Source organism: Frankia sp. BMG5.60, assembly GCF_059428125.1.
Genome location: NZ_CM182091.1, coordinates 6,912,246 through 6,935,570, shown reverse-complemented (window position 1 = coordinate 6,935,570; position 23,325 = coordinate 6,912,246). Strand labels below are relative to the sequence as shown.

Annotated in this window: 15 protein-coding genes; all 15 read right to left on the bottom strand. The window is 73.4% G+C overall.

From position 1 onward, the window contains the following. Nucleotides 1-19: 19 nt before the first annotated feature. Nucleotides 20-1,285, bottom strand: coding sequence for a type IV toxin-antitoxin system AbiEi family antitoxin domain-containing protein (locus AC5R91_RS28460; protein WP_495394360.1), 1,266 nt, complete (start codon nt 1,283-1,285; stop codon nt 20-22). Between the two features lie 195 nt (nt 1,286-1,480). Continuing rightward, nucleotides 1,481-2,710, bottom strand: a complete 1,230-nt coding sequence (locus AC5R91_RS28455; protein ID WP_495394359.1) for a lipase family protein — start codon at nt 2,708-2,710, stop codon at nt 1,481-1,483. Between the two features lie 276 nt (nt 2,711-2,986). Beyond that, the gene (locus AC5R91_RS28450; protein WP_495398081.1) at nt 2,987-3,757 is read right to left on the bottom strand and encodes an SCO family protein; all 771 of its coding nucleotides are present in this window, start codon (nt 3,755-3,757) and stop codon (nt 2,987-2,989) included. A 2-nt stretch (nt 3,758-3,759) separates the two neighbouring features. Further along, complete coding sequence (locus AC5R91_RS28445; protein WP_495394358.1) at nt 3,760-5,097, bottom strand: glycoside hydrolase family 6 protein; 1,338 nt, start codon at nt 5,095-5,097, stop codon at nt 3,760-3,762. Between the two features lie 180 nt (nt 5,098-5,277). Further along, nucleotides 5,278-6,516: a glycoside hydrolase family 6 protein gene (locus tag AC5R91_RS28440; protein WP_495394357.1), complete on the bottom strand. Its 1,239-nt coding sequence runs from the start codon at nt 6,514-6,516 to the stop codon at nt 5,278-5,280. A gap of 152 nt (nt 6,517-6,668) precedes the next feature. Then, nucleotides 6,669-8,378: a galactose oxidase early set domain-containing protein gene (locus AC5R91_RS28435; protein WP_495394356.1), complete on the bottom strand. Its 1,710-nt coding sequence runs from the start codon at nt 8,376-8,378 to the stop codon at nt 6,669-6,671. Further along, entirely contained in the window at nt 8,378-10,807 is a 2,430-nt protein-coding gene (locus AC5R91_RS28430) for a glycosyltransferase family 2 protein (protein WP_495394355.1), read from the bottom strand. Before AC5R91_RS28430 ends, AC5R91_RS28435 begins: the two co-directional genes overlap by 1 nt. Continuing rightward, a complete protein-coding gene (locus AC5R91_RS28425; RefSeq protein ID WP_495394354.1) occupies nt 10,797-11,477 on the bottom strand; it encodes a hypothetical protein in 681 nt (226 codons plus the stop codon). Before AC5R91_RS28425 ends, AC5R91_RS28430 begins: the two co-directional genes overlap by 11 nt. Before the next feature lie 498 nt (nt 11,478-11,975). Continuing rightward, nucleotides 11,976-12,848 (bottom strand): sulfite exporter TauE/SafE family protein, encoded by an 873-nt coding sequence (locus AC5R91_RS28420; RefSeq protein WP_495394353.1) that lies wholly within the window; start codon nt 12,846-12,848, stop codon nt 11,976-11,978. Between the two features lie 216 nt (nt 12,849-13,064). After that, nucleotides 13,065-13,520 carry a tellurite resistance TerB family protein gene (locus AC5R91_RS28415; RefSeq protein WP_011606075.1) on the bottom strand — a complete coding sequence of 152 codons (456 nt, stop codon included), beginning with the start codon at nt 13,518-13,520 and terminating at the stop codon, nt 13,065-13,067. Nucleotides 13,521-13,668: 148 nt separating this feature from the next. Further along, on the bottom strand, nt 13,669-15,933 hold the full coding sequence (locus AC5R91_RS28410) for a phosphoinositide-specific phospholipase C-related protein (RefSeq protein ID WP_495394352.1): 2,265 nt from the start codon (nt 15,931-15,933) through the stop codon (nt 13,669-13,671). A gap of 245 nt (nt 15,934-16,178) precedes the next feature. Then, entirely contained in the window at nt 16,179-16,775 is a 597-nt protein-coding gene (locus AC5R91_RS28405) for an adenylate kinase (RefSeq protein ID WP_495394351.1), read from the bottom strand. Nucleotides 16,776-16,968: 193 nt separating this feature from the next. After that, the gene (locus tag AC5R91_RS28400; RefSeq protein ID WP_495394350.1) at nt 16,969-18,411 is read right to left on the bottom strand and encodes a glutamate synthase subunit beta; all 1,443 of its coding nucleotides are present in this window, start codon (nt 18,409-18,411) and stop codon (nt 16,969-16,971) included. Then, nucleotides 18,404-18,628, bottom strand: a complete 225-nt coding sequence (locus AC5R91_RS28395) for a hypothetical protein (protein WP_495394349.1) — start codon at nt 18,626-18,628, stop codon at nt 18,404-18,406. The genes AC5R91_RS28400 and AC5R91_RS28395 overlap by 8 nt, the downstream gene beginning before the upstream one ends. Further along, nucleotides 18,621-23,204 (bottom strand): glutamate synthase large subunit, encoded by a 4,584-nt coding sequence (gltB, locus tag AC5R91_RS28390; RefSeq protein ID WP_495394348.1) that lies wholly within the window; start codon nt 23,202-23,204, stop codon nt 18,621-18,623. Before gltB ends, AC5R91_RS28395 begins: the two co-directional genes overlap by 8 nt. Between the last annotated feature and the right edge of the window lie 121 nt (nt 23,205-23,325).

Below are 23,325 nucleotides of genomic sequence, written 5' to 3'. Positions count from 1 at the left end.
GTCCGGATGGTGGCAAGTCTCACGAGGCCCGACGCTCTTCCATGTCCCGCGCCGCGGGAGCGGCGAGGAACCGGTCGACGGCGGCGACGATCCGCTCCGGGTACCAGGCGACGTCAAGCGCGCTGAACCGCAGCACCGCCCACCGCCGGGCGGCCAGCAGGTTGCCGCGCAGCCGCTCCAGGTGGAACGCCTCGGCGGAGCTCGCCGTGGTGTAGGTATCGGCCTCGACGTCGAGGCGGTGCTCCGGCCAGGCGAGGTCGAGCTTCGCGATCGACTGGCCGCCGCCGTCCTGGACCGACCACTGCAACTGGGGCGGCGCGAGCCCCGCGTCGGCGAGCAGCAGCCGCAGCCGGGTCTCGAGCGCCGACTCCGACCGCCCGTCGGCCAGGTCCCACCAGTCCTGCGTCGGCCGGAAGCCCCGCCGCCCGGCCGCCGCCTCGCGGGCCGCGCGCAGGTTCAGCACGACCCCACTGCGCAGGGCGGCGTCCATCTCAGTGACGGCGGCCTCCCGGCTGGGCGCCGCGAGGACGAGATCGGCCAGGGTACGCGCCGGCGAGGTGACGGGAATCCCGGCCAGGTCGACCTGCTCGCCGGCGCCGAGCTCGGTGAAATGCAGCCGGATTCCCCGCGGCTGCGCCCGCGTGAGCCGGGGTGGCAACAGCAGGTGTACGGGCTCGGCCGGACTCTCCGGCTCCCCACCGGGAAAACCGAGCAGCCGGGCGGCGGTGATGTTGCAGACGACCGCGTGCGGACGGCCGACGAGCGCCGCCCGCACGCGCGCCGACAGGGCAAACGGAGGCGGCGCGAACACCCCCGAGCACACGCCACCGGAGCCCGCGCCACCGGAGCCCGCGCCACTGGGAACCGCGCCACCGGGAACCGTGGCGGCCGGGAGCACACCACCGGGGAGCACCGGGAGGAGCGGGCCGCTACGAGCGGCGAGGTGCCCGCAGTGCCGCCCGTCCCCGGCGACCGCGAGGGGCTCGTCGGCGAACGGCGCCGGCTCCGGCGCCCAGCCCGAGCCCTGCCGCTGGTGGCCGGGCCCGGCGACGTCCTCGTTCAGGGGGGCGACCGGGACGACGAACGCGCCGCGGACGGGGTGGCTCCACTGATCGGACTGGACGAGCTGGCGGAGCTGACCGCGGGTCAGGCCGGCGGCCATCGCCTGCCGGAACGTGATCACCCCGCCCTGCCGGCGTGCCAGCGCGACGGCGGGGTCGAGCCCGGGGTAGCGGCGGACGACGGGTCGGGTCGGCGGGGTCGAGGCCGAGAGGGAAAAGGTCATGAACCGAGAATCCAACAGAATCGACCCGCCAGCCAGAGGCAACATGAAAGCTGTGGATAACCGCCGCGACGGTGGACGGAAAGCAGATCACGAATCCCCTGAACGGTGACGACCATTTCCCAGACTCACCACCCCCCTATTCGAAGAAATGGTCGGTGAATGGCATCCGGCGACTGGCGCGGCGGCGGTGCGCGGTCAGCAGTTCCCGCGTGTCGGCAGGCCGGCGAAGCGGTCGGCGAGAAACCGCAGCACGTCCTGCGTGCGCCCCACCCCGTCGATGTGGTTGCCGGGGAAGGGGGCCCAGGTCACCGCGACCCGCCGGGTGCAGTACTCGGTCCGCAGGCGTGCCGCCTGATCGAACGCGACCAGGCTGTCCGACGTGGCGTGGTAGAGGTAGATCGGGACGCGGGGCGCCACCCGTCCCAGGGTGTTCTCGGCCAGCCGTGCCCGCCAGCGCGGCAGCGTCATCGGATTGGTGGTCGTCAGGTCGGCGATCCGCCTGCCGGCGAATCCGGTGACCAGGGCCAGCGAGCAGGCGGTGCGAACGGCGGCGAACACGCTGCGGCCGGACGCGGTCAGCAGCGCGTCCAGCCGCAGCTCCGGGTAGGCCGCGTCGAGGCCGACCGCGGCCGCCAGACCGAGCCCGGCGGCCCCGGTCCCGTCCAGGGCGCGCCCGACAGCCCCCAGGTCGGCCGGCACGCCACCGGCGGCGACCCCGCGCAGGTCCAGTTCCGGCGCGTAGGCGGGGGCGAGCTGCGCCGCCCACACCGCGGCTCCCCCGCCCTGCGAGTAGCCGGTCAGCCCGACCCGCCGACGCGCCGTGCCGGTGAGTCCCGCGATCCGCGGGGTGGCCCGCACGATGTCGAGCAGGGCGTGCCCCTCGGCCGGTCCGACGACGTAGGTGTGCTCGCCCGGGGTGCCGAGGCCCTCGTAGTCGGGCACGGCGACGATCCAGCCCCGGCCCAGCGCCGCGGCGATCGCCCCGACGGCGAGGTTGACGCCCACGGCGAGTCCTTTCGACGCCGCGCAGTCGTCGCCGAGCCCCTGGGTGCCGGGCGCGTAGCCGAGGATCGGCGCGTCGCCGGCCGGGTGGGCGGGGACGAGAACGGTGCCGCTGACCGCGATCGGCCTACCGAGCGCACCGCTGGACAGGTACAGCACCTGGACCACCCGTGCCCCGGCCGTGGCGAACGGTCCCGCCGCCGGCACGGGACGCGACCACAGGACGTCCCCGGGACGGCCGGCGGGCAACGGCACGGGCGGGCGGTAGAACCCCTGTCCCGCCGGCGGGGCCACCGGACCGGAATAAGGCGGCCGACCGACCGCGCCCTCGGCGGCCGCCCCGGCCACGGGATCACCGGCCGACGCCCGGCCACCCGACTCACAGCCGGCCAGCGCGAGCACCAGAACCAGCGCCGTGAGCACGCCCGCCGGACGCGGCCAACGGCGGAGGAAAGCGCGACGGCACAGAGAAACACGAGGGCCCAGCGAAACACGAGGGCCCCGAGCAGCACGGCGCGCCAGAGAAGCACAGCGGGCGAGAGAGGCGCGGCGGGCGAGAGAGGCGCGGCGCGCCAGAGAAGCACAGCGGCTCTGGGAAGCACGGCGGCGGCTCCGGAAGGCGCCCGGCTGCGTGCTGTCCGGCATCCGGGCCCCTCACCTCGCCACCGTCGCGTGGCGCCGGGCGGTCAGGCCCCGCGCTCAGCTCTCTCCCGCGAGCAGCAGGGGGATGTCGTGGGCGTAGTCGGCGACGGCGGTGCCGGCGAGATAGCCGACGCGGGCGACGCCGTCCGGGCCGATCGCCGTGACCTGGCTGCCGTGCGGCACCACGATCGTGCCATCCGCGGCCGGCGTCGGCGTGCTGAAGGTGACGCCGGCCGTTTCGGCGAGTCGGGTCACCGCCGTGGCCGGCCCGGTCAGGCCGACGAACGACCGGTCGAACTGGTCGAGCCAGTGGCGTAGGACCGGACCCGTGTCGCGGGCCGGATCGGTGGTCGCGACGACCACCCGGACCCGGGCGCGCTGCGCGGGGGTGAGCAGACCCACCGCGGCGGCGAGGTCGGCGACCGTCGTGGGGCAGACGTCCGGGCAGGAGCTGTAGCCGAAGAACAGCAGGGTGAGCCGACCATCGGCGGCCGCCGGCAGGGTCCACGGCCGGCCGGCGGTGTCGGTGAGGGTCACAGCGGGCAGGCGCACCGGGGGATCGAGGCGCACGCCCCGCACACCGGTGGCCCCGCCGACGTCGTCGAGGTGCACCGGTCCCCCGGCCGGCGACCCCGAGCCGCCGGCGGGCCCGCAGGCGGCGAGCAGGCCGAGCAGCGCGACGAGGCAGCCGACCAGGACCGCCGCGCGGCCCCGCCCCGGCGGCCCGCCACCGCGTCGACCTGCCGGGCCTACCCGGCCAACCGGGTCGGCCGGCCCGGCCAGGTGCCGGTCGACCGCCGTCCCGGGGCGGCGGGGCCCGCCGCGCATCGTCACGCGGCCCTGCTCGCCAGGCCCAGGGCGTAGTCGAGCCACCATCCGCCGGCGGCCGGACCGCCGTTGCACGCGCCGTCCGACTCCCCGGGCACCTTGATCCACAGGTAGGCGTCGGCTCGCGGGTTGCCCGTCCGGTCGGTGGGCGCCACGCCCAGGCCACGGCCGGGCGGGTTGCACCAGGCGTTGTCGGCGGCCGGCCCCCGACCGTTACGGGAGGTGTCGACGACATAGTGGGTGGTACCGCCGAGGGCGGCGACGACCGCATCGCCGTAGGCCGTCTCGTCGGCGGTCTCGTCGAAGTTCGACACGTTGAGGGCGAAGCCCCGGGCGCGGGCGACGCCGGCCTGCCGCAGCCGGGCGGCGGTGTCGGCGGCCGCATGCCAGGATGCGTTGCCGGCGTCCAGGTAGACCTCGGCCCCGACCGCGGCGAGCTGGTCGACGGCATAGCCGAGCATGCCGTACCGGGCGGTGGCGGCGGCGGGCGTCAGGCAGTCGATCTGGGCCAGGGCGTCCGGTTCCAGGATGACCGCGGCGGGGCCGGAGCCGATGCCGGCGGCGAAGGCGGCGATCCACGCCCGGTAGGCGGACTCGCCGGCGACCCCGCCCGCAGACTGGCCGCCGCCGCAGTCGCGCTGCGGAATCGCGTAGGCGACGAGCACGGGCAGCGCGCCGGCCGCCCGCACCACTCGAACCCGGTCGGCGACGCGGGTGCGCACGGTGGCGGGATCCGGGTCGCCGAACCAGTCTGCGTGGGAGCGGTCGGCCAGCCGGGACAGCGTCTGCGCCCCGGCGGGATCGGTCTGGCGCAGCGTGCGCACCGCCTGGGCCGCGTCGCCGTCGGGATCGACGTAGAGGGTCGCGGCGGCGAACGGGTCGCCGGCCGTCGCACCGACGACCGCCGGCAACGCCGCGGCGCCGGCCGACGCGCCGGAACCCCCGGTGCCCGCGACGGTGGGCCCGCCCACCGTCACCGCCGGGCTGGGCGACGCCACCGGCCGGGTGCCGCGGGCCGCGGGCGCCAGCGCCACGCCGGCCTTCCCCACCTGGACCGTGCCCGGCGAGGCCGGCGTCGGAGCCGGCGGCGCCGGGGCGGGGGTGAGGGTGATGACGCCCGGCTGCGAGGCGACCGTGCTCGATCCGCCGGAGGACCCGTAGGCCGGCTCGATGACGAGTTGTTCCAGCCCGAAGCCGGCGCACACCATGAGCGCCGCGAACGGCCAGAGCAGCGCGAAGAACCGGCCGCGGTGGCCCCGCGGTGCGCCGGCGGCCGCCGCGACCCGACCCGCCGCCGGGGTGGGACGACGATGACGGCGGTGACCCGAGGCGTCCGACACGCGACCTCCGAATGCACGCCACCGCGCGGCGTGACGCGCAGTGCCCCGATGTCGGGAATCCGATGTCGGGAAAGAGCATATCGATCGCCACAATGACGACGCTCCGGCGGGTATCAGGAAATCTTCCGTATCGGAAGACTTACCTCCCCCGTCCGGGGGAAGCGCGTAACCGGCCGGCGTTCAGCCCGCGGCGTTGTGCACGAGCTCCGCGGCCTGTTCCGGCCACCACGTGCCCGCCGCCGGATCACCCCGGCCGCATTCCCCGTCGCTCGCGCCGGGCGTCTTCACCCAGAGGAACGCGTCCGCATGCGGATATCCCGTGCTGGTCGTGGGCTTCTCGCCGAGGCCGCGACCGGGCGGATTGCACCACGGGTTCGTCAGCCCGACCGCCGGGCCGCGGCCGTTGCGGGAGGTGTCGACGACGTAGTGCGCCCCCCCGACGAAGCGGGAGAGGACCTCGGCGCGGGCGACCTCGTCCTCGGTGCGGTAGTAGTTCGCCACGTTGACGGCGAAGCCGCGGGCGTGCGCGATCCCGGCCTGCGCCAACCGCCCGGCCATGACCGCCGGGGCGATCCAGCCGCAGTTCGCCCCGTCGAGGTAGACGCTGGTCGCCGGCAGCGCGCCGTACACGTCGACCGCGTCGCGCAGCAGCGCGTAGCGTTCGGCCGCCTGCGCGGCGTCGAGGCGGTCGATCTGCCCGAGCGCATCGGGTTCGAGCACGACGACCGCCGCCGCGCCGCCGATGCCCGCGGCGACCTGACGGGTGAACTGGCGGTAGGAGGCGGCGTCGGGCAGCCCGCCGGCGGAGAAGCCGGCGTCCACGTCCCGATGCGGGATGGCGTAGACCATGAACACCGCGGTGGCGCCGGTCGCCGCCGCCGCGGCTGCCCGGCTGTGGACCTCGCCGACGACGTCGGAGACCCAGTCGCCGATCGGGAAGGCGGTCGAGGTCTGCACGAGCGGGGCGATGGCCCCGGCGTCGACCGGGTGAACCTGCGCCTGCTGCGCCGCCTGGCTGGCCGGGTCGACGAGGAACGGGCCGCGGGGCGCGCGGCCCCGGGCGGCGGCCCCGTCGGCGGTGGGGGACGGACCGGCTCCGGCGCCGCCGCCCGCGGGGCAGCGGGTCGGATCCGGGGCGGGCACCGCGGTCGTGGCACGGGCCGCGCCCACGGCCCCGCCGGCCGACTTCCCGCCGGCCGACTTCCCGCCGCCACCCGGGCCGCACCCGACCAGCGTGACGACCAGCGCCGCGACCAGTGTGAGGACGGCGGCGACCCCGCGGGGACGTCCGCAGGCGTGCGGGCGCCGCGCCCGCCCTCCCTGGCCGCGAGGGGCCGGGGCCCGCCGCGGCCGGCCTGGCCGCACGCGGCCGCCACCCGGCGGCATGGGGGCGGCGGCCCGGGACCTGGACGTCGGCACGAAGGCACTCCTCTCGACGGTGGCCTCGCCGACCTCGGCATGGGGTGGCCGCCGCGGGGCCCACTCCCCCCGCCGGCCACGACCCGCCACGATCCGGCCACGACCCGCCGCGACCCACCGGCCGCCGCCACCGGCCGCGGCGGCGGCGGCCGTCAGGGGGTCACGTGCACCCAGGTCGCGACCGACGGCACGTTCGCACCGTTGTCGACGAAGAGCATGTACCAGTCACCCGGCAGGACGTTCGGATTGTCCGGCACGCTCACGGTGACCGTACCGTCCGCCTGTGCCGTGATCGGCAACGCCACCGACCGTTGCTCGGTGTCGGTCACGTGGGTGTAGGCGCCGGGCCGCATCAGCCGGACCTTGCCGATCTTCTGCGAGGCGCGCAGCGTGATCGTGGTGCCCCGGGTGATCGTGCCCGGGGCGCCGCTGATCACCGGGCGTTCCCCGGCGTACAGGTAGGGCGGGGAGTAGACCTCGACGCGGGTGTCGAACGTGTTGTCGTCGCTGAGCGGGTTGGAGCCGAAGACCGCGACCCGGCCGTCGGGCAGCAGCAGGTACTCGGAGTGGTAGTCGCGGCCGACGTGTGGGTCGGCCACCGGGCGGAACGCCTTCGTCGCCGGGTCGTAGATCTCGGCGGTGAGGGTGTCCTTCGCCCGATAGCGCCGCGACCCGCCGGAGACCAGCACGGTGTCGTCGGGAAGCAGCACGGCGCCCGGGTACCGCTTCGGCGAGCTGAGGTCCGGACCGCGCTGCCAGGTGGGTTGCGGCGCGGCCAAATCGACGATGGCGGTGCGGTCGGTCGCCACCTGGGTGTCGCCGACGCCTCCACCGCCGATGAACATGACCTTCTGGTCCTGCGCCGGGGCGAGCAGCACGGTCCCGGCCGTCTCGTTGACCTCGGGCAGCGGCAGCCCGGGAACGGCCTGGAACTGGTTGTTCGTCAGGTTCCACAGCCCCGACTGGCGCGCCTCCAGCGACGCCGGCCCGTACCCGGCGTTGGCGCCGGAGAAGAACAGCCGCCCGTCGGCGGCGAGCAGCAGCGACGGGTAGGTCGGGAACTCCTTGACCAGCTCCGGATGCTCGATCCAGGCCGAGCTCGCGATGTCGTAGGACTCGGTGTTGCCCGGGTCGATGTCGCCGTTGTCGTTGAGTCCGGAGACGGCGACGACGGCACCATTGGCGAGCGTGACCAGCGTCGGGTACCAGCGGGCATGCTGCAGGAACCCGGTCTTGACGTACCGCTCGCTGATCGGATCGAACACGTAGGAGTCCTTCAGCCCCTCGTATTCCTTCTTCTTGCCGTCGGGAGCGTCCTGGGCCAGCACCTCATAGGCCTTCGTCCCGCCGGCGATCAGCAGGTCGCCGTTGGGCAGGAACGCGTGCCCCGCGCAGAAGACGTCCCAGGGCGTGTAGATCTTCTGGAAGCTGTTCGCCGTCGGATCCCACAGGACGGTCTCGAACCGCTTGGCGTCGAAGTTGTTCTTGTCGTTGCCGGAGCCGGCCATCAGCAGGACCTTGCCCGTGCGCAGCAGCGCGGCATGGATCGACCGCGAGCCGCTGTCCGCGACGATGTCCCAGCGCCCGTTGTCCCGCATGTACGCGGGCTGGTGGGAGCGCCACTCGTCGTACCGGTCGGACGCCCAGGAGTCCATGTACGGGAAGTTGCCGGCGAGCACGACGAGCACGATGACCGTCGCCTGCAGCAGCCGCCGACGCCGCCGGGAGGTCGTCGGCCGGGCGACGACGGGGGCCATCCGCGGATCGTCGGCCGGCGCGGGTGCGCCGAGCGCGTGCAGGTCGGAGACGGTCGGCGGGTCGGGATCCGGCGATGATCCGGACCGCCGGGGACGGTCGGCCATCAGCCCAGCTCCTCAAGCGTGCCGTCGAGGGTGACGCGGCGGCGGCGCGGGGTGAGCCTCATCGTGACGTCCTCGACGTAGGCGGGCAGCTCGCCCGCGGCGGACACCCCGGCCAGCTCCTTGCGCGGGGTCAGCATGGTCTCCTGCTCGGCGTAGACCGGCTCGTCGTCGGCGTAGGCGGGCAGGTCGGCGGGCAGTGCGGCCGCCCGGCGCTCGCGGCGCCGCTCGCGCCCGTCCGCGGGCCGGTCGTGACCCCGCGGCGGCCGCTCCCCGGGACCAACGGGCGGCGTGCGGGTGATGACGGTGTCCTGATCGACGCCGCCGACGCGAACGCTGGCGCCGCCGCTGCCGCCCTGGCCGACGCCGCCGGCACCGGCCGCCGCCCGGGCCGCGGCGGCGGCCGCCGCGGGGGCGGACAGCAGGATGGTGGGACCGTCCACGCCCGTGGAATCGCTCGCCCGGCCGGCCGACTTCGTCGACGCGGCGGCCGCTACCTTCGGCCCGACGATCGTCAGGGTCTCGTCGCCGACGCCCGCCGCGCCGGCGCCGGCCAGCCCCACGGGGATCGGCACGTGTTCCGTCGCCGGGTCGGCGAACGCCGCGACGACGGCGGCCGGCACCTCCTCGGTGATCGGGTCGAGGGCCGACGGATACCCGGCCGCGGCCGCGCGGACGGGCGCGGGCCGACCCGACCCGACGGTCCGCGGCGCGCTGCGCGACGCCGGCACGTGCGCGGCGGGCAGCGGGTTCGGCGCCGCCGCACGGCGCGGTGCGAGGATCGGTTCGAGGCTCCACAGCCCGATCGGCAGCAGGCAGATCACCAGCGACAGCGAGACCCAGACCATGTTCGCCGGGTACAGGTGGCCGAGCGAGGCGGCGGCCGCGATCGACCCGGCCGACCAGGCCGCCCAGAACAGGTGCTTGCGGAAGGTCAGCAGCCGGTCCGGGCTCGCCTGGTCGCCCTTCGGCGTCACGACGAAGCCGAGCTTGCGCCGGAAGACGGCCCCGACCAGCGCGGTCGAGTAGAACGGCGTGCACAGCACCGACACGAAGATGCCGGACATCCCGGCGCTGCCCGCCTCCTCGTGCGGGCTGGTGTTGAACCGGCGCAGCCAGAAGTAGAGCAGCAGCCGGGCGGCGAACACATCGATGTAGAGCGCCAGCCATGCCGAGACGTGCAGGACCACCCCGGTGGAGCCGAGCGCCATGTACGTCGTGGTGAGGATCATGCCGAGGATCCAGGTCAGAGCGACCGTCGGGTAGTGCAGCATGAGCGTGGCGTAGTGCAGCCGCGGGCCCCAGGCGAGCTTGCGCATCCGGCCGGCGGCCTCGGTGACGAGGACCTCGTTGGCACCGCGCGCCCAGCGCAGTTGCTGGCTGAAGAAGTCCGTCCAGGTGGCCGGCCCCTCACCCACGGCGATGACGTCCGGGGTGTAGACCGAGGTCCAGCGGTGGTTCGTCCGCGGGTTGCGGGCGCCGTGCACGGCGAAGGACGTCGCGAGGTCCTCGGTGATCGAGTCCTGAAAGCCGCCGATCTGCCGCCAGGTCTCGACCCGGTAGGCGTGGTTCGTGCCCACGAACATCCCGGCGGCGAACCGGTTTGCCGCCCGCTGGACGACCGAATGGAACATGTAGTTCTGCGCCTCGGCCCCGCGGGTCAGGTAATGACGAAAGTTTCCATAGACCTGCGGGCCGACGACGAACGCGACGTTCGGATCCCGGAAATAGCCGAGCATGCGTTCCGCGAAGTTCGGCAACGGAATATGGTCCGGGTCGACGGAGAGCACCACGTCGTAGGTGTCGCCGTGCGCGTCGAGCCAGGAGTTGTGGTTGCCGTGCTTGGTCTTCGCCCGGAACGGGCCGCGGCCGGTGTTCCAGCGCTCCACGCCCTTGCGGGAGAAGTGGTTGACCCCGATCTCGGCGCACATCGCGCGCACGGCCGGGTCGTCGCCCTCGTCGAGCAGCCAGACGTCGATCGTCGAGTCATGGCGGATGTTGCGGGCCGCGATGAGGGTGTCCCGGACGACGTCGAGGGGCTCCTTCGCCGGCACGATCGTCGTCGTGAAGGCGACGCGCAGCCCCCTCGGCGGTCGCACGGGCACCGGATTGCGCATGATGTACGCCGACCAGCACAGGGTGATCGAGTTCAGCAGTCGAATACCCTCCGTGACCACAATCAGCCAGAACATCACGGCATTGCCGACCTGCACGGCGGTCGGCAGGTACTTCGAGTGCGGGTAGTGCGCCGGCTGGATCAGCCACACGAAGAACAGTGACGACAGGCCCACAGTGGCGATGAGCTGCGGCAACACCTGGTAGAGCGCGCGCCCGACCATGATCTTGCGGTAGGCGACGTGGTACTCCCCGCGGGCGGGGGGCTCCTGGAGCGGTCCGGCGAGCGTCGAGAACGACGCGTAGTCATAGGCCATGGTCGACTCCGCGTTCCGCGGTGCCGTCGCCGCCCTGGATCCCACCGGGGGCCACCGGCCCGGTACCGGACACCTCGGTGGAGGCGGGCCCGGAGACAGGGGCGAAGCCGGCCTGCGTCGCTCCGGCGGAGCCTGCCCATCCGCCGGCCGTCGACGCGTGGGCCGCCGCCGCGGCCCGGCGGGTGAGCCGCAGCCAGCCCGCGGCCGCCAGCACGACCACGATGCCGGCCACGGCCGCGACCCACAGGCCCGCGCCGGCGGTGCCCGCCGCGACCGGCTCGTCGGTCTGGAAGGTACCGATGCGCAGTCGGCCGATCGTGTGCACGAGCGGGTCGGCGGCGTGCAGCCGGCTCAGCGCGAGACCCGTGACGGCGGCGCCGAGCAGGGCCAGCAGCGCGCCGAGCGCGGCCCGGCCGCGGCGGTGCGCCAGCACGCAGACCAGGGCCGTGAGCAGGCCGAACGCGACCACCAGCGGCCCGGCCGGGCGCAACTGCCAGCCCGATCTGGAGACCACGAGCAGCGCCGAGCCGCGGTCCGACAGGGTCGCGCGCGCCCAGGTGCGCGGCACGGAAGCCGCGGCGATCAGCCCGGCCAGGGCACACAGCGCCAGCGCCCGGTCCGACCAGCGCGCGACCCCGGCCGACGGGCGGCTCGGGCCCCGGCCACTCACCCGCGGCGCCCCCGGCCGTGCCGCGTCGGGCCGCCCGACTGCAATCGGTTCATCGTCGAACACAAGACCCCTCCCAGCGGACCGGCCACGCGCGTCGGCACTCCGACCGACCGCACTGGCGTACCGCGAAACCGCGCCACCCCCTGGCGCGACAGGACCCACCGACCCCGCGCGGATCACGCCTGGCAGCAGCCCCACTGATAGACGCTCAGCGGCGCGATAATGTTGCGCCATCCGCACAGGATTACCGTTACGTGAGCGTTCCTCGGGAACACTGCGTACACAGATTATGCGGAGGCGCCGAATACGACTCCGCCGGGCCCGGCTAGTCGGGCTGCCATTGCGACAGTAACGTGAGAGTCATTCGAGGAGCGGACCGGCAAGATTATCGGACGCGGGTCGGGACGTTGTCCGGCCGGTTGTCCCGCGATGAGATGGCCGGTCGCGAGATGGCCGGTCGTGAGATGGCCCGCGGCGAGATGCCCCGCGCGGCGCTGATCAGTTCCGAATGATGAGCACGATCGCCACGCCGACCCCCAGCGTGATCACGGCCGCGCGCAGGAGGGCCGGGCGCAGCCGCCGGGCGATCCGGGCGCCGAGCAGGCCGCCGAGCAGCGAGGCGACGACGAGGATGCCCGCATATCCCCAGGCGACCTTCGCGGTGATGAGGAAGATGGCGACTCCCACGGCGTTCACGCCGAAGGCGAGCAGCGTCTTGAGCGCGTTGGTGCGTTGGAGGTCGTCGACGAGCAGGATGCCCAGCACACCGAGCAGCAGCACCCCGAGCCCGGCGCCGAAATAGGAGCCGTACACGCCGGCCGCGAAGATCCCGATCCGGGTGGGCCAGGTGACCGTGTTCCCCGACCCGCCAATTCCCGCCGCCGAGGCAGCCGGGACCGGCGAGGCAGCCGGGACCGGCGAGGCAGCCGGGACCGGCGAGGCAGCCGGGACCGGCGAGGCGGCCGTGGCCAGGGCGGCCGCGACCCGCCGCCGCGCCACGACAGCGGCCAGCCGGGTCTGCGCCGCCAGCAGCAGACAGGACACCAGAACGAGGTAGGGAACCAGGGCCCGAAAGCTGTCCGACGGGGTGGCCAGCAGCACGACCGCGCCGACGATCCCGCCGAGCATCGCGGGCGGTCCGAGCGCCCGCAGCCGGTCAACCTGGTCGGCGAGCTCGCGGCGGTAGCCCAGGGCACCGCCGGCGTAGCCGGTGAGCAGGCCCACCGAGGAGGTGATGTTCGCGGTCAGCGCCGGCAGCCCGGTGGTGAGCAGGGCCGGAAAGGCAATCAGCGTACCCCCGCCGGCGATGGCGTTGACCGCTCCCGCCAGCAGACCCGCCCCGGCCGCCAGCAGGGCATCGGCTGGACCCACGCATCCTCCCCATCACACGCCGTCACGCCGGGGATGAACCCGGGCGGGCGTGGGCACCGCAATCCGCGCCCGCCGGCCAGCCGGCTCCCCGGGCAACCCGCTGACCTGTAGGCCAGCGCGTTCCGGCGATCTGCCCGAGCATCCAACTCCGCCGGCGAACATGGGAGGAAGTGTGACGAGATAGGCGCGCGGCGACCGCCGCACCCCGGAGCGGATCTACAGATCGAACTCCTCGGGGCTGATCCCGACCGCGAAGCACGCCTCGCGCACGACGGCCTGCTCGCTCTTGTCGAACGTGCCGTCCGCCCCGCCGATGACGATCCCGATCTGGATGACGGCGCGCGCCTCGGCCGGCTTCTTCTTCGTCTTGCCGATGTCCTGCAGGACGGACACCTTGCCGAACTCGAAGTCCGCCTGGAGCTTGCCGACGTAGTCGTTGAAGCGTCGCTGGAGGTCGTCGGCCGGAAAGTTGTTGAGCACGTCGTTGGAGATGATCAATGACGCGACCCGCTGACGCTCGGCCGGATCGATCGTCCCGTCCGCCGCCGCGACCAGCGCGCAGATCGCCATGCTGGCATCGCGAAAGGCGCCGCTCTTGAGGTCGTTCTTCTTCGCGGCGAGCTGGCCCTGCATCGTCTGGGCGGACTGCCGAAGCTGGTTCCAGATGGGCACCTGAGCTCCCTTGCGCGGGTGTGGGGTCGACAGAGGCGTCTTCTCGCTGTTTGCAACGCACGATGGCCGATCCATGCTCCCACCATCACCTCCGCCGCCACATCACCTCCGCGACCACGTCACCTCCGCCGCCGCATCAGCCGCCGCATCAGCCGCCGGCGGTGGCGGCGGGCGAAGCGGGGAGGCGGTTGAGCCGGTCCACCGCGGCCTGCGCCGCGCCGATCGTCGAGAAGTCGACCGCGACGAACGTCGGCGTCCGCCCCTGCTCTGCGCGGCAGCGCTCGGCTCTGCCGACGATGGTGTCGGCGGCGTTGGAGGTCAGCGCGGCCCGCCGGCTGGGCGCGGCATCGGTGAGCCAGTGGTTCATCAGCAGCAGCCCCGCGCCGGCCGCGCCCCGATTGCGCACACAGCCGCGCAGGTCCTCGGGCCGCTTCGCGTCGAACGGCGTGTCGGCGGCGTACCGGTAGAAGCCGCGCAGGAAAGTGCCCGGCAGGTCCTGGCGCTCGGTGAAGACCACCAGCCGCCGACCCGAATCGATCATGGTGCGCAGGGTCGGCCAGCGTCCATGGGGATCGTCGGACGGCGTCGCGACCATTCCGGCGAGCCCCGCCGCCGCGATCCCGCCGGCGATCTCGCTGGCCGGGACGTCGTCGTCCTGGATGACCAACGTCACCACCTCGGTCGGGTTGCGGGTCATCCAGTCCCGCACCCGGCCGAGCTCCGCGACGAAGTCCAGCGAGCCGAGCTGGCACAGGTCGTGGCACAGCCAGACGCCGGGCCGCGTCGACACGGCACCCCGGGTCAGCGGTGCCAGCGCCGCGCGGGTCGCCGGCGGCAGCGTGGCCAGGTACGCCTCGACCTGCGCGGGTGGCGTCCAGTGATGGACGTCGAGCAGCAGCGTCCGCACGCCCAGGTCGAGCTGGTGGACGATCGTCGGGTCCTGGGACGGGCCGAGGAACCGGTCCTCGCTGTTCGCCATCGCGTTGTGGGTCGCGAGGTAGGTCACCTGGTCGTAGCGCCGGTCGCACAGCGACGGGCTGCTCTCGCACAGCTCGCGCGGCTCGGCGGCGGCGCCGGGGAACGCGGTCCAGGTCACGGTGACCATCACGGGCACGGCCAGGACGAACGCGGTGGCGACCCGGCGGCGGCGACCGGTCCGGCTCCACCGGGCCGACACCGCGACCAGCAACGACAGCCCGGCGGCGGCGACGCCGACGACGAGCGTCCAGGCCACGACCCGCAGGTAGTCGCCCTCCACCGTCCCGTAGGCGTACCGGGAGAAGTCGACGAGCACCCCGCTCGCCCCGGGGGGCAGCGGCGAGCGCGGACCGGCGAGCGAGGTCAGCGGATTGGGCAGGGTCAGGCGCAGCACCGCCCCGAGCAGGGCCGCGCCGAGCCCGGCCGCGATCACCGCCCCGGCCGCCGCGCGGACCCGCGACACCCCCCGCCGCCCGGCCAGCACGACGATGCCGGCCAGCGCGCCCGCCATGATCAGGCCGAGTAGCACGGTCGCCCAGGTCAGGGTGGCGGCGACGTCGTGCAGGCGGCCGATCGCAGTGATCGCCGGTTCATCGCGCAGGTCCGACAGGCGCAGGCCGAGGTCGAGGGTGGAGCCGTGCAGCGACGCCTGAAGCCGAGCGGTGGCCCGCTCGTCGCCCTGGAAGACCTGCGGTCCGATCAGCGCCAGCGCTCCGGCAACATCACCGGAGCGCAGCATCGCCCGCAGCTCGGGGCCGACGCGCGCGCGGGTCGCCGGGTCCACCCGGTCGAGCACGAGGGGCAGGATCCGGTCGGTGTCCTGCGGGGTCAGCTCGATGCTGGGCAGCGATGCCGGGGGGCGGCCCGCCGCGATGTCGTCCAGCGCGGTCAGCACGCCGTGGGTGAAGTCCTGCACGGAGGCGGCCCGGTAGCTGGTGCCGGTGCCGAGCTCGCCGGCGATGTAGCGGTTGGCGAGGCCGGAGATGTTCCCGAAGATCGGCCGCAGGTCGACGGCGAGCTCGACGTCGCCGGTACGGGCACGCAGGTAGTCGACGATCCGGGTGATCTGCTCGTCGGTCATCTCCTGCACCGTCGCCGGCGGCAGCACCGTGCGCAGGTTCGCGGTGACCAGTGAGCTGTCGATCGGCAGCCCGGCGAGCAGGGTGTCGACCGCCGGGTCGGGCAGGACCTCGGTGTAGATGCGGTCGTAGGCATGCGCCCGGGCCAGCGACTGGGAGTAGAAGGCCGGGTTCAGCACGGTCCGCGCCGCGGTGAGGATGACCACCAGCGGCAGCCCGCAGAACACGACGAGGGCGACGAGACCGACGTGCGCGGCGCGGCGGCGGTGCGTGTTCGAGGGCCCGGCGACGCCCGCGCCCCGCCCGGCCCGTACCGACGGCTCCCGCTCATCCGCGCCCTGGCTCACCACGTTCAAGATATCGCGCCTCGACGCGGGACATCGCGGCCGGCGGCGGCCGGCGACTCCCCCGGGCTCCCCCGCCGGGGTGACCGGCCCCGGGGTGACCGGCCCCCGGGGTGACCGCCCCAGTGACCCACCCGATGACCGGCCAGACGACCGACCAGATGACCGGCCCGATGACCGGCCCGATGAGCGACGCAGTCACCGAGCGGGCGCCGCCGGGTCCCGTCGTCGAGCGGCACGGCGGCCGGGCGCCGCCGTCAGCCGGGCAGGTGCAGCTCGGGGTGGGCGGTGTCCTCCAGCACGCGCTCGATGCGGGCGGCCACCTCGTCGGGAGTGCCCGCGCCGTCGACGGTGCGCAGCAGGCCGCTGCTGCCGTAGTAACGGCGCAGCGGCGCGGTCTCCTCCGCGAAGACCTTCAGCCGGCGGCGAGCGGTGTCCTCGGCGTCGTCGACGCGGTCCTCGGTGTGCGCGCGGCGGCGGATGCGGTCGAGCACCTCGTCGATGTCGACGTCGAGGTCGACGACCGCGTCGAGGGGTCCGCAGCTCGCGGCGAGCATCCGGTCCAGCGCCTCCGCCTGCGGGTAGGTGCGGGGGAAGCCGTCGAGCAGGAAGCCGACGGCGCAGTCCACGGCGCCGTCGAGCCGGTCGGCGACCATGTCCAGGACGATCTCGTCGGGGACGAGCTCGCCGGCGCGGACATACCGCTCGGCTCGGCGGCCCAGCTCCGTCCCGGCGGCGATCTGCCGGTCGAAGAGCTGGCCGGTGGAGATCGCGGGGATGCCGTGGCGGGCGCTGATGCGCGCGCCCTGCGTTCCCTTGCCGGAGCCCGGCGGGCCGAGCAACACGAGCCTCATATGACAGGACGGTACCGCCACCAGCGCCGATGCCCCTAGCAGATCTCGGTCAATCAGGGCAGATCCGGCATGGAGCAAGGCACATCACAGCGAGATGTCCCCCAACGCGAACATTCGGCCCACGCGGCCGCACCGGTGACGCCGGCGGAGACCGGCCGCGACGGCCGCCCCACGCGGGAGGCGGCCGTCACCGTCAGCGACGGGTCGGGGTGATCGGCTCGGGCAGGTCGGTGCGGCCCATGAGGTAGCGGTCGACCGCGGCGGCCGCCGAGCGCCCCTCCGAGATCGCCCAGACGATCAGCGACTGGCCGCGGCCCATGTCCCCGGCGACGAACACGCCGGGCACCGACGAGGACCAGCCGGCGTCGCGGGCGACGTTGCCCCGGGGGTCGAGCTCGACGCCGAGACCGGTCAGCAGGCCGGGCTTCTCGGGCCCGGTGAAGCCCATGGCCAGCAACACCAGCTCGCAGGGCAGCTCGATGTCGGTACCCTCGACCTTCTCGAACTTCCCGCCGGCGAAGCGGACCTCGTGCATGCGCAGCGCACGCACGTTGCCCTCGTCGTCGCCGAGGAACCGCTCGGTGTTGACGGCGAAGACCCGCTCGCCGCCCTCCTCGTGCGCGCTGGAGACCCGGTAGACGATCGGGTACGACGGCCACGGGTTGGCCGGCGCCCGCAGCTCCGGCGGCCGCGGCATGATCTCGAGCTGGTGCACCGACGCCGCGCCCTGCCGGTGCGAGGTACCCAGGCAGTCCGCGCCGGTGTCGCCGCCGCCGATGATGACGACCCGCTTGCCCTTGGCCGAGATCGGCGAGGTCGCCAAATCACCCTGGGCAACCCGGTTTGCCGGCACCAGGAACTCCATGGCGAGGTGGATGCCGCCGAGCTCCCGGCCGGGGACCGGCAGGTCGCGACCGACCGTCGAGCCGCCCGCCAGCACGACCGCGTCGTAGGAGGAACGCAGCTCGTCGGCGGAGATGTCGACTCCGACGTTGCAGGAGGTGACGAACGAGGTGCCCTCGGCCTCCATCTGGGCGAGCCGCTGGTCGACGACCTTCTTCTCCATCTTGAACTCGGGAATGCCGTAGCGCAGCAGCCCGCCGACCCGGTCCGCCCGCTCGTACACGACGACGTCGTGCCCGGCACGGGTGAGCTGCTGGGCGGCGGCGAGCCCGGCCGGCCCGGAGCCGACGACCGCGACCCGCTTCCCGGTGCGCACCGTCGGCGGCACCGGCACGACGGTGCCGTCCGCCCAGGCCCGGTCGATGATGCTGACCTCGACCTGCTTGATGGTCACCGGGTCGTCCCCGATGCCCAGCACGCAGGCCGCCTCGCATGGCGCGGGGCACAGCCGGCCGGTGAACTCGGGGAAGTTGTTCGTCGCGTGCAGCCGCTCGATCGCGTCGGGCCAGTCCCCGCGCCGGGTCAGGTCGTTCCACTCGGGGATGATGTTCCCCAGCGGGCAGCCGTTGTGGCAGAACGGGATGCCGCAGTCCATGCACCGGCCGGCCTGCTCGCGCAGGTGCTCCTCGGGAAAGGGCTGGTAGACCTCCCGCCAGTCCTGGAGGCGGAGGTCGACCGGCCGGCGCTTCGGCAGCTCCCGGCGGTGCTTGAGGAAGCCTGTCGGGTCAGCCATGACACTCCTGTCGGATCCGGCCGGGCCGCCCGGCCCCCCATGCGATCAACTTCGGCGCGATCAACTTCGGCGCGATCAACTTCGGCGCGATCGACTTCGGCGCGATCGACTTCGGCGCGATCGACTTCGGCGCGATCGACTTCGGCGCGATCGACTTCGGCGCGATCAGCGTCTCCGCGGCCGGCCGGCCGCCGCGCCCCGCGCGCCGCTCAGACACGACTCGCCGCCATGATGACGTCTTCGGCCACGAGGCCCTGCTCCTCGGCCTGGCGGATCGCGGTGAGCACCCGCTTGTAGTCCCGCGGCATGACCTTGCGGAACGCGCCGCGCACGTTCTCCCAGTCGGCGTAGAGCCGCGCGGCCACCGTCGAGCCGGTCTCCCGGCGATGGCGGACGAGCAGGTCGCGCACGACCGCCTCGTCGGCGGCTTCCAGGTCCTCGACGTCGACCATCTCGGTGTTGATCCGGGCCTCGACCGGGTCGTACAGGTACGCCACGCCGCCGCTCATGCCGGCGGCGAAGTTGCGCCCGATCGCACCGAGGACCAGCACGGTTCCGCCGGTCATGTACTCGCAGCCGTGGTCGCCGACGCCCTCGACGACCGCGGTCGCCCCGGAGTTGCGCACGCAGAACCGCTCGCCGACGATCCCGCGGAAGAACGCCTCCCCCGCCGTCGCCCCATAGAGCAGGACGTTGCCGGCGACGATGTTCTCCTCGGCGCGCAGCGGCGACTCCTTCGGCGGGAAGACGAAGATCTTGCCGCCGGACAGGCCCTTGCCGGTGTAGTCGTTCACGTCGCCCTCGAGGGTCAGCGTCATGCCCCTGGGGGCGAACGCGCCGAAGCTCTGCCCGGCGGACCCGGTGAAGCGCAACTGGATCGTGTCGTCGGGCAGCCCGGCCGCGCCGTACCGCTTCGTCACCTCGTAGCCGAGCATGGTGCCGACGGTGCGGTTGACGTTGCGGATCGGCATCTCCAGCCAGACCGGCCGGCCGTCGTCGAGCGCCCCCTCGCAGAGCTGGATCAGCGAGTTGTCCAGCGCCTTGTCCAGCCCGTGGTCCTGGCTGGAGGTGCAGTTCAGCGAGCCGCCGAACGGCCGCTCGGGGGTGTGCAGCAGCGGGGTGATGTCCAGCCCGGACGCCTTCCAGTGCTCGATGGCCGCGCGGGCGTCGAGCAGGTCCACGCGGCCGACGGCCTCCTGCAGGGTCCGGAAGCCCAGGGCCGCGAGGTAGCTGCGGACCTCCTCCGCGATGAAGGTGAAGAACGCCTCGACGAACTCCGGCTTGCCGGTGAAGCGTTCCCGCAGCGCCGGGTTCTGGGTGGCCACCCCGACAGGGCAGGTGTCCAGGTGGCACACGCGCATCATCACGCAGCCGGCGACGACCAGCGGAGCGGTGGCGAAACCGAACTCCTCAGCGCCGAGCAGCGCGCCGACGACGACGTCGCGGCCGGTCTTGAGCTGGCCGTCGACCTGCACGACGATCCGGTCGCGCAGCCCGTTGAGCAGCAGCGTCTGCTGGGTCTCGGCCAGGCCCAGCTCCCAGGGGGCGCCGGCGTGCTTGAGCGAGGTCAGCGGGGACGCGCCGGTGCCGCCGTCGTGCCCGGAGATCAGCACCACGTCGGCGTGCGCCTTGGAGACGCCGGCGGCGACCGTGCCGACGCCGACCTCGGCGACCAGCTTGACGTGCACCCGCGCCTTCGGGTTCGCGTTCTTCAGGTCGTGGATGAGCTGGGCGAGGTCCTCGATCGAGTAGATGTCGTGGTGCGGCGGTGGGGAGATCAGCCCGACGCCGGGCGTCGAGTGCCGGGTCTTCGCGATCCACGGGTAGACCTTGTGGCCCGGGAGCTGGCCGCCCTCGCCGGGCTTCGCCCCCTGCGCCATCTTGATCTGGATGTCGTCGGCGTTGGCCAGGTACTCGCTGGTCACGCCGAACCGGCCGCTGGCGACCTGCTTGACCGCCGAGCGGCGCAGGTCGCCGTTGGCGTCGGGGACGAAACGGCGGGCGTCCTCGCCACCCTCGCCGGTGTTCGACTTGCCGCCGAGCCGGTTCATCGCGATCGCCAGGGTCTCGTGCGCCTCGGCGCTGATCGACCCGTAGGACATGGCGCCGGTCGCGAACCGCTTGACGATCTCCGAGACCGGTTCGACCTCCTCGATCGGCACCGGCGGGCGCACCCCGGTACGCAGATCGAACAGCCCGCGCAGGGTCGAGTTCTCCCGGGACAGGCCGTCGACCTTGCCGGTGTACTCCTGGAAGACCTCGTACTGGCGGGTCCGGGTGGCGTGCTGGAGCAGGAAGACGGTCTCCGGGTTGAACAGGTGGATCTCGCCCTCGCGCCGCCACTGGTACTCGCCGCCGACCTCCAGGCCGCGGTGGGCGAGCTCCGAGGCGACCCGCGGGTGGGCGCGGCGGTGCCGGGCGGCGACCTCCTCGGCGATGACGTCCAGCCCGACGCCGTCCAGGCGTGAGGGGGTGCCGACGAAGTAGGCGTCGACCAGCTCCTGGGACAGGCCGATCGCCTCGAAGACCTGGGCGCCGGTGTAGCTGGCGACGGTGGAGATGCCCATCTTGGACATCACCTTCAGCACGCCCTTGCCGAGCGCCTTGATCAGGTTCTTCTCGGCCTGCTCCCGGGACACGCCGGCGATCTCGCCCTCGGCGATCAGGGTGTCGATCGACTCGAACGCCAGGTACGGGTTGACCGCCGCGGCGCCGTAGCCGGTGAGCAGGGCGATGTGGTGCACCTCGCGGGCGTCACCGCACTCGACGATGAGGCCGACCTTCGTCCGGGTCCGCTCCCGGATCAGGTGGTGGTGCACGGCTGCGGTGAGCAGCAGCGACGGGATCGGCGCCTTGCGCGCGTCGGAGTCACGGTCGGAAAGCACGACGATGCGCGCCCCGTCGGCGATGGCCTCGCTGACCCCGGCGCAGATCTCCGCCAGACGAGCCGCGAGCGCCGCGCCGCCGCCGTCGACGTCGTAGAGGCCGCGCACGGTCACCGAGGCGAAGCCGGGCATGTCTCCGTCGTCGTTGATACCGATGATCTTCGAGAGCTGACCGCTGGAGATCACCGGGTAGGGCAGGTGCACCATCCGGCACGACGCCGGCGACGGCGCGAGCATGTTGCCCTCCGGGCCCAGGGTCCGCCCGAGGCTGGTGACCAGCTCCTCCCGGATCGCGTCCAGCGGTGGGTTGGTGACCTGCGCGAAGAGCTGGGTGAAGTAGTCGAACAGCAACCGGGGACGGCTGGAGAGCACGGCGACGGGCGTGTCGGTGCCCATCGAGCCGATCGGCTCGGCGCCCGCGCGCGCCATCGGCGCGACCAGGACGCGCAGCTCCTCCTCGGTGTAGCCGAACACCTGCTGGCGGCGCAGCACCGAGGAGTGGCCATAGATGACCTGCTCGCGGTCGGGCAGGTCATCCAGCGAGATCAGCCCGGCGTGCAGCCACTCGGCGTAGGGGGCGGCGCTCGCCAGCTCCGACTTGATCTCCTCGTCACTGACGATGCGCCGCTGCGCCGTGTCGACGAGGAACATCCGGCCCGGCTGCAGCCGACCCTTCTGGACGATCTTGTGCGGCGGGATGTCGAGCACGCCGACCTCGGAGGCCATCACGACCAGCCCGTCGTCGGTCACCCAGTACCGCGAGGGGCGCAGGCCGTTGCGGTCGAGGACCGCACCGATCACCGTGCCGTCGGTGAACGCGATCGACGCCGGACCGTCCCAGGGCTCCATCAGGGTGGAGTGGAACTCGTAGAAGGCCCGCAGCGCCGGATCCATCTCGGCGTGGTTCTCCCACGCCTCGGGGATCATCATCAGCACCGAGTGCGGCAGGCTGCGCCCGGCGAGGTGCAGCAGCTCCAGCACCTCGTCGAAGCTCGCCGAGTCGCTCGCGCCGTCCGCGCAGATCGGAAACAGCCGGGCCAGGTCGCCGGGGATGAGGTCGCTGGCCAGCAGCGCCTCGCGGGCGCGCATCCAGTTCCGGTTGCCACGGACCGTGTTGATCTCGCCGTTGTGCGCGACGAACCGGTAGGGGTGCGCCAGCGGCCAGCTCGGGAACGTGTTCGTCGAGAAACGGCTGTGCACGAGCGCGATGGCGCTGGCGAACCGCGGGTCGTCGAGGTCGGGGAAGTAGGCCGAGAGCTGATGAGTGGTCAGCATGCCCTTGTAGACGAGGGTCCGGGACGACAGCGAGGACAGGTAGACGCCGGTCTCCCGCCGGATCCGCTTGCGCACGCAGAACGCCCGGCGCTCCAGGTCACCCACGTCGAAGCCGTCGTCGGCGCCGCCCGCGGCCGGCCCCTGCGCGTTCGCCACGCCCTTCGCCCCCGCGCCGGGCAGGCTGCCCGGCAGCGCGAGGAAGAGCTGGCGCATCCGCGGCTCCACCTCGCGGGCCGCGTGCCCGACGATGTGGCTGACCGTCGGCACCTCGCGCCAGCCGAGGACCCGCAGGCCCTCCTGGCGGACGATGCGGCTGATCGTGCGCACCGCGTCGTCGCGCTCCCCCGCGACCTGCGGCAGGAAGGCGATGCCGACCGCGTACCGCCCGGCTGCGGGCAGGGCGAAGTCGACCACGTCGCGCAGGAACAGATCGGGGACCTGGACCAGGATGCCGGCTCCGTCGCCGGTGTCCGGGTCACTGCCCGACGCACCTCGATGGTCGAGGTTGCGCAGCACGGTCAGGCCCTGGTCGACCAGTTCATGGCTACGTCGGCCGCGCACGTCGACGACGAAGCCGACGCCACAGGCGTCGTGTTCGAAGGTGGGGTCGTAAAGACCTTGCGCACTCGGCATCCGGCGAAGTCCTGTCCATCTTCAAGGGCTGAAGGAGGTGCGGACGACGCTGTCCGAGGTGGAACGAGACATGACAGCGCTGGCCCAGCGCCGGCTGCCTCCTGTCGAGTGTGCCACGCGC

What these genes read in the sequence shown, in the direction of transcription:
- AC5R91_RS28460 (WP_495394360.1), bottom strand. Translation starts at nt 1,285, where the DNA reads ATGACCTTTTCCCTCTCGGCCTCGACCCCGCCGACCCGACCCGTCGTC.
- AC5R91_RS28450 (WP_495398081.1), bottom strand. Translation starts at nt 3,757, where the DNA reads ATGCGCGGCGGGCCCCGCCGCCCCGGGACGGCGGTCGACCGGCACCTG.
- AC5R91_RS28435 (WP_495394356.1), bottom strand. Translation starts at nt 8,378, where the DNA reads ATGGCCGACCGTCCCCGGCGGTCCGGATCATCGCCGGATCCCGACCCG.
- AC5R91_RS28430 (WP_495394355.1), bottom strand. Translation starts at nt 10,807, where the DNA reads ATGGCCTATGACTACGCGTCGTTCTCGACGCTCGCCGGACCGCTCCAG.
- AC5R91_RS28405 (WP_495394351.1), bottom strand. Translation starts at nt 16,775, where the DNA reads ATGAGGCTCGTGTTGCTCGGCCCGCCGGGCTCCGGCAAGGGAACGCAG.
- AC5R91_RS28400 (WP_495394350.1), bottom strand. Translation starts at nt 18,411, where the DNA reads ATGGCTGACCCGACAGGCTTCCTCAAGCACCGCCGGGAGCTGCCGAAG.
- gltB (WP_495394348.1), bottom strand. Translation starts at nt 23,204, where the DNA reads ATGCCGAGTGCGCAAGGTCTTTACGACCCCACCTTCGAACACGACGCC.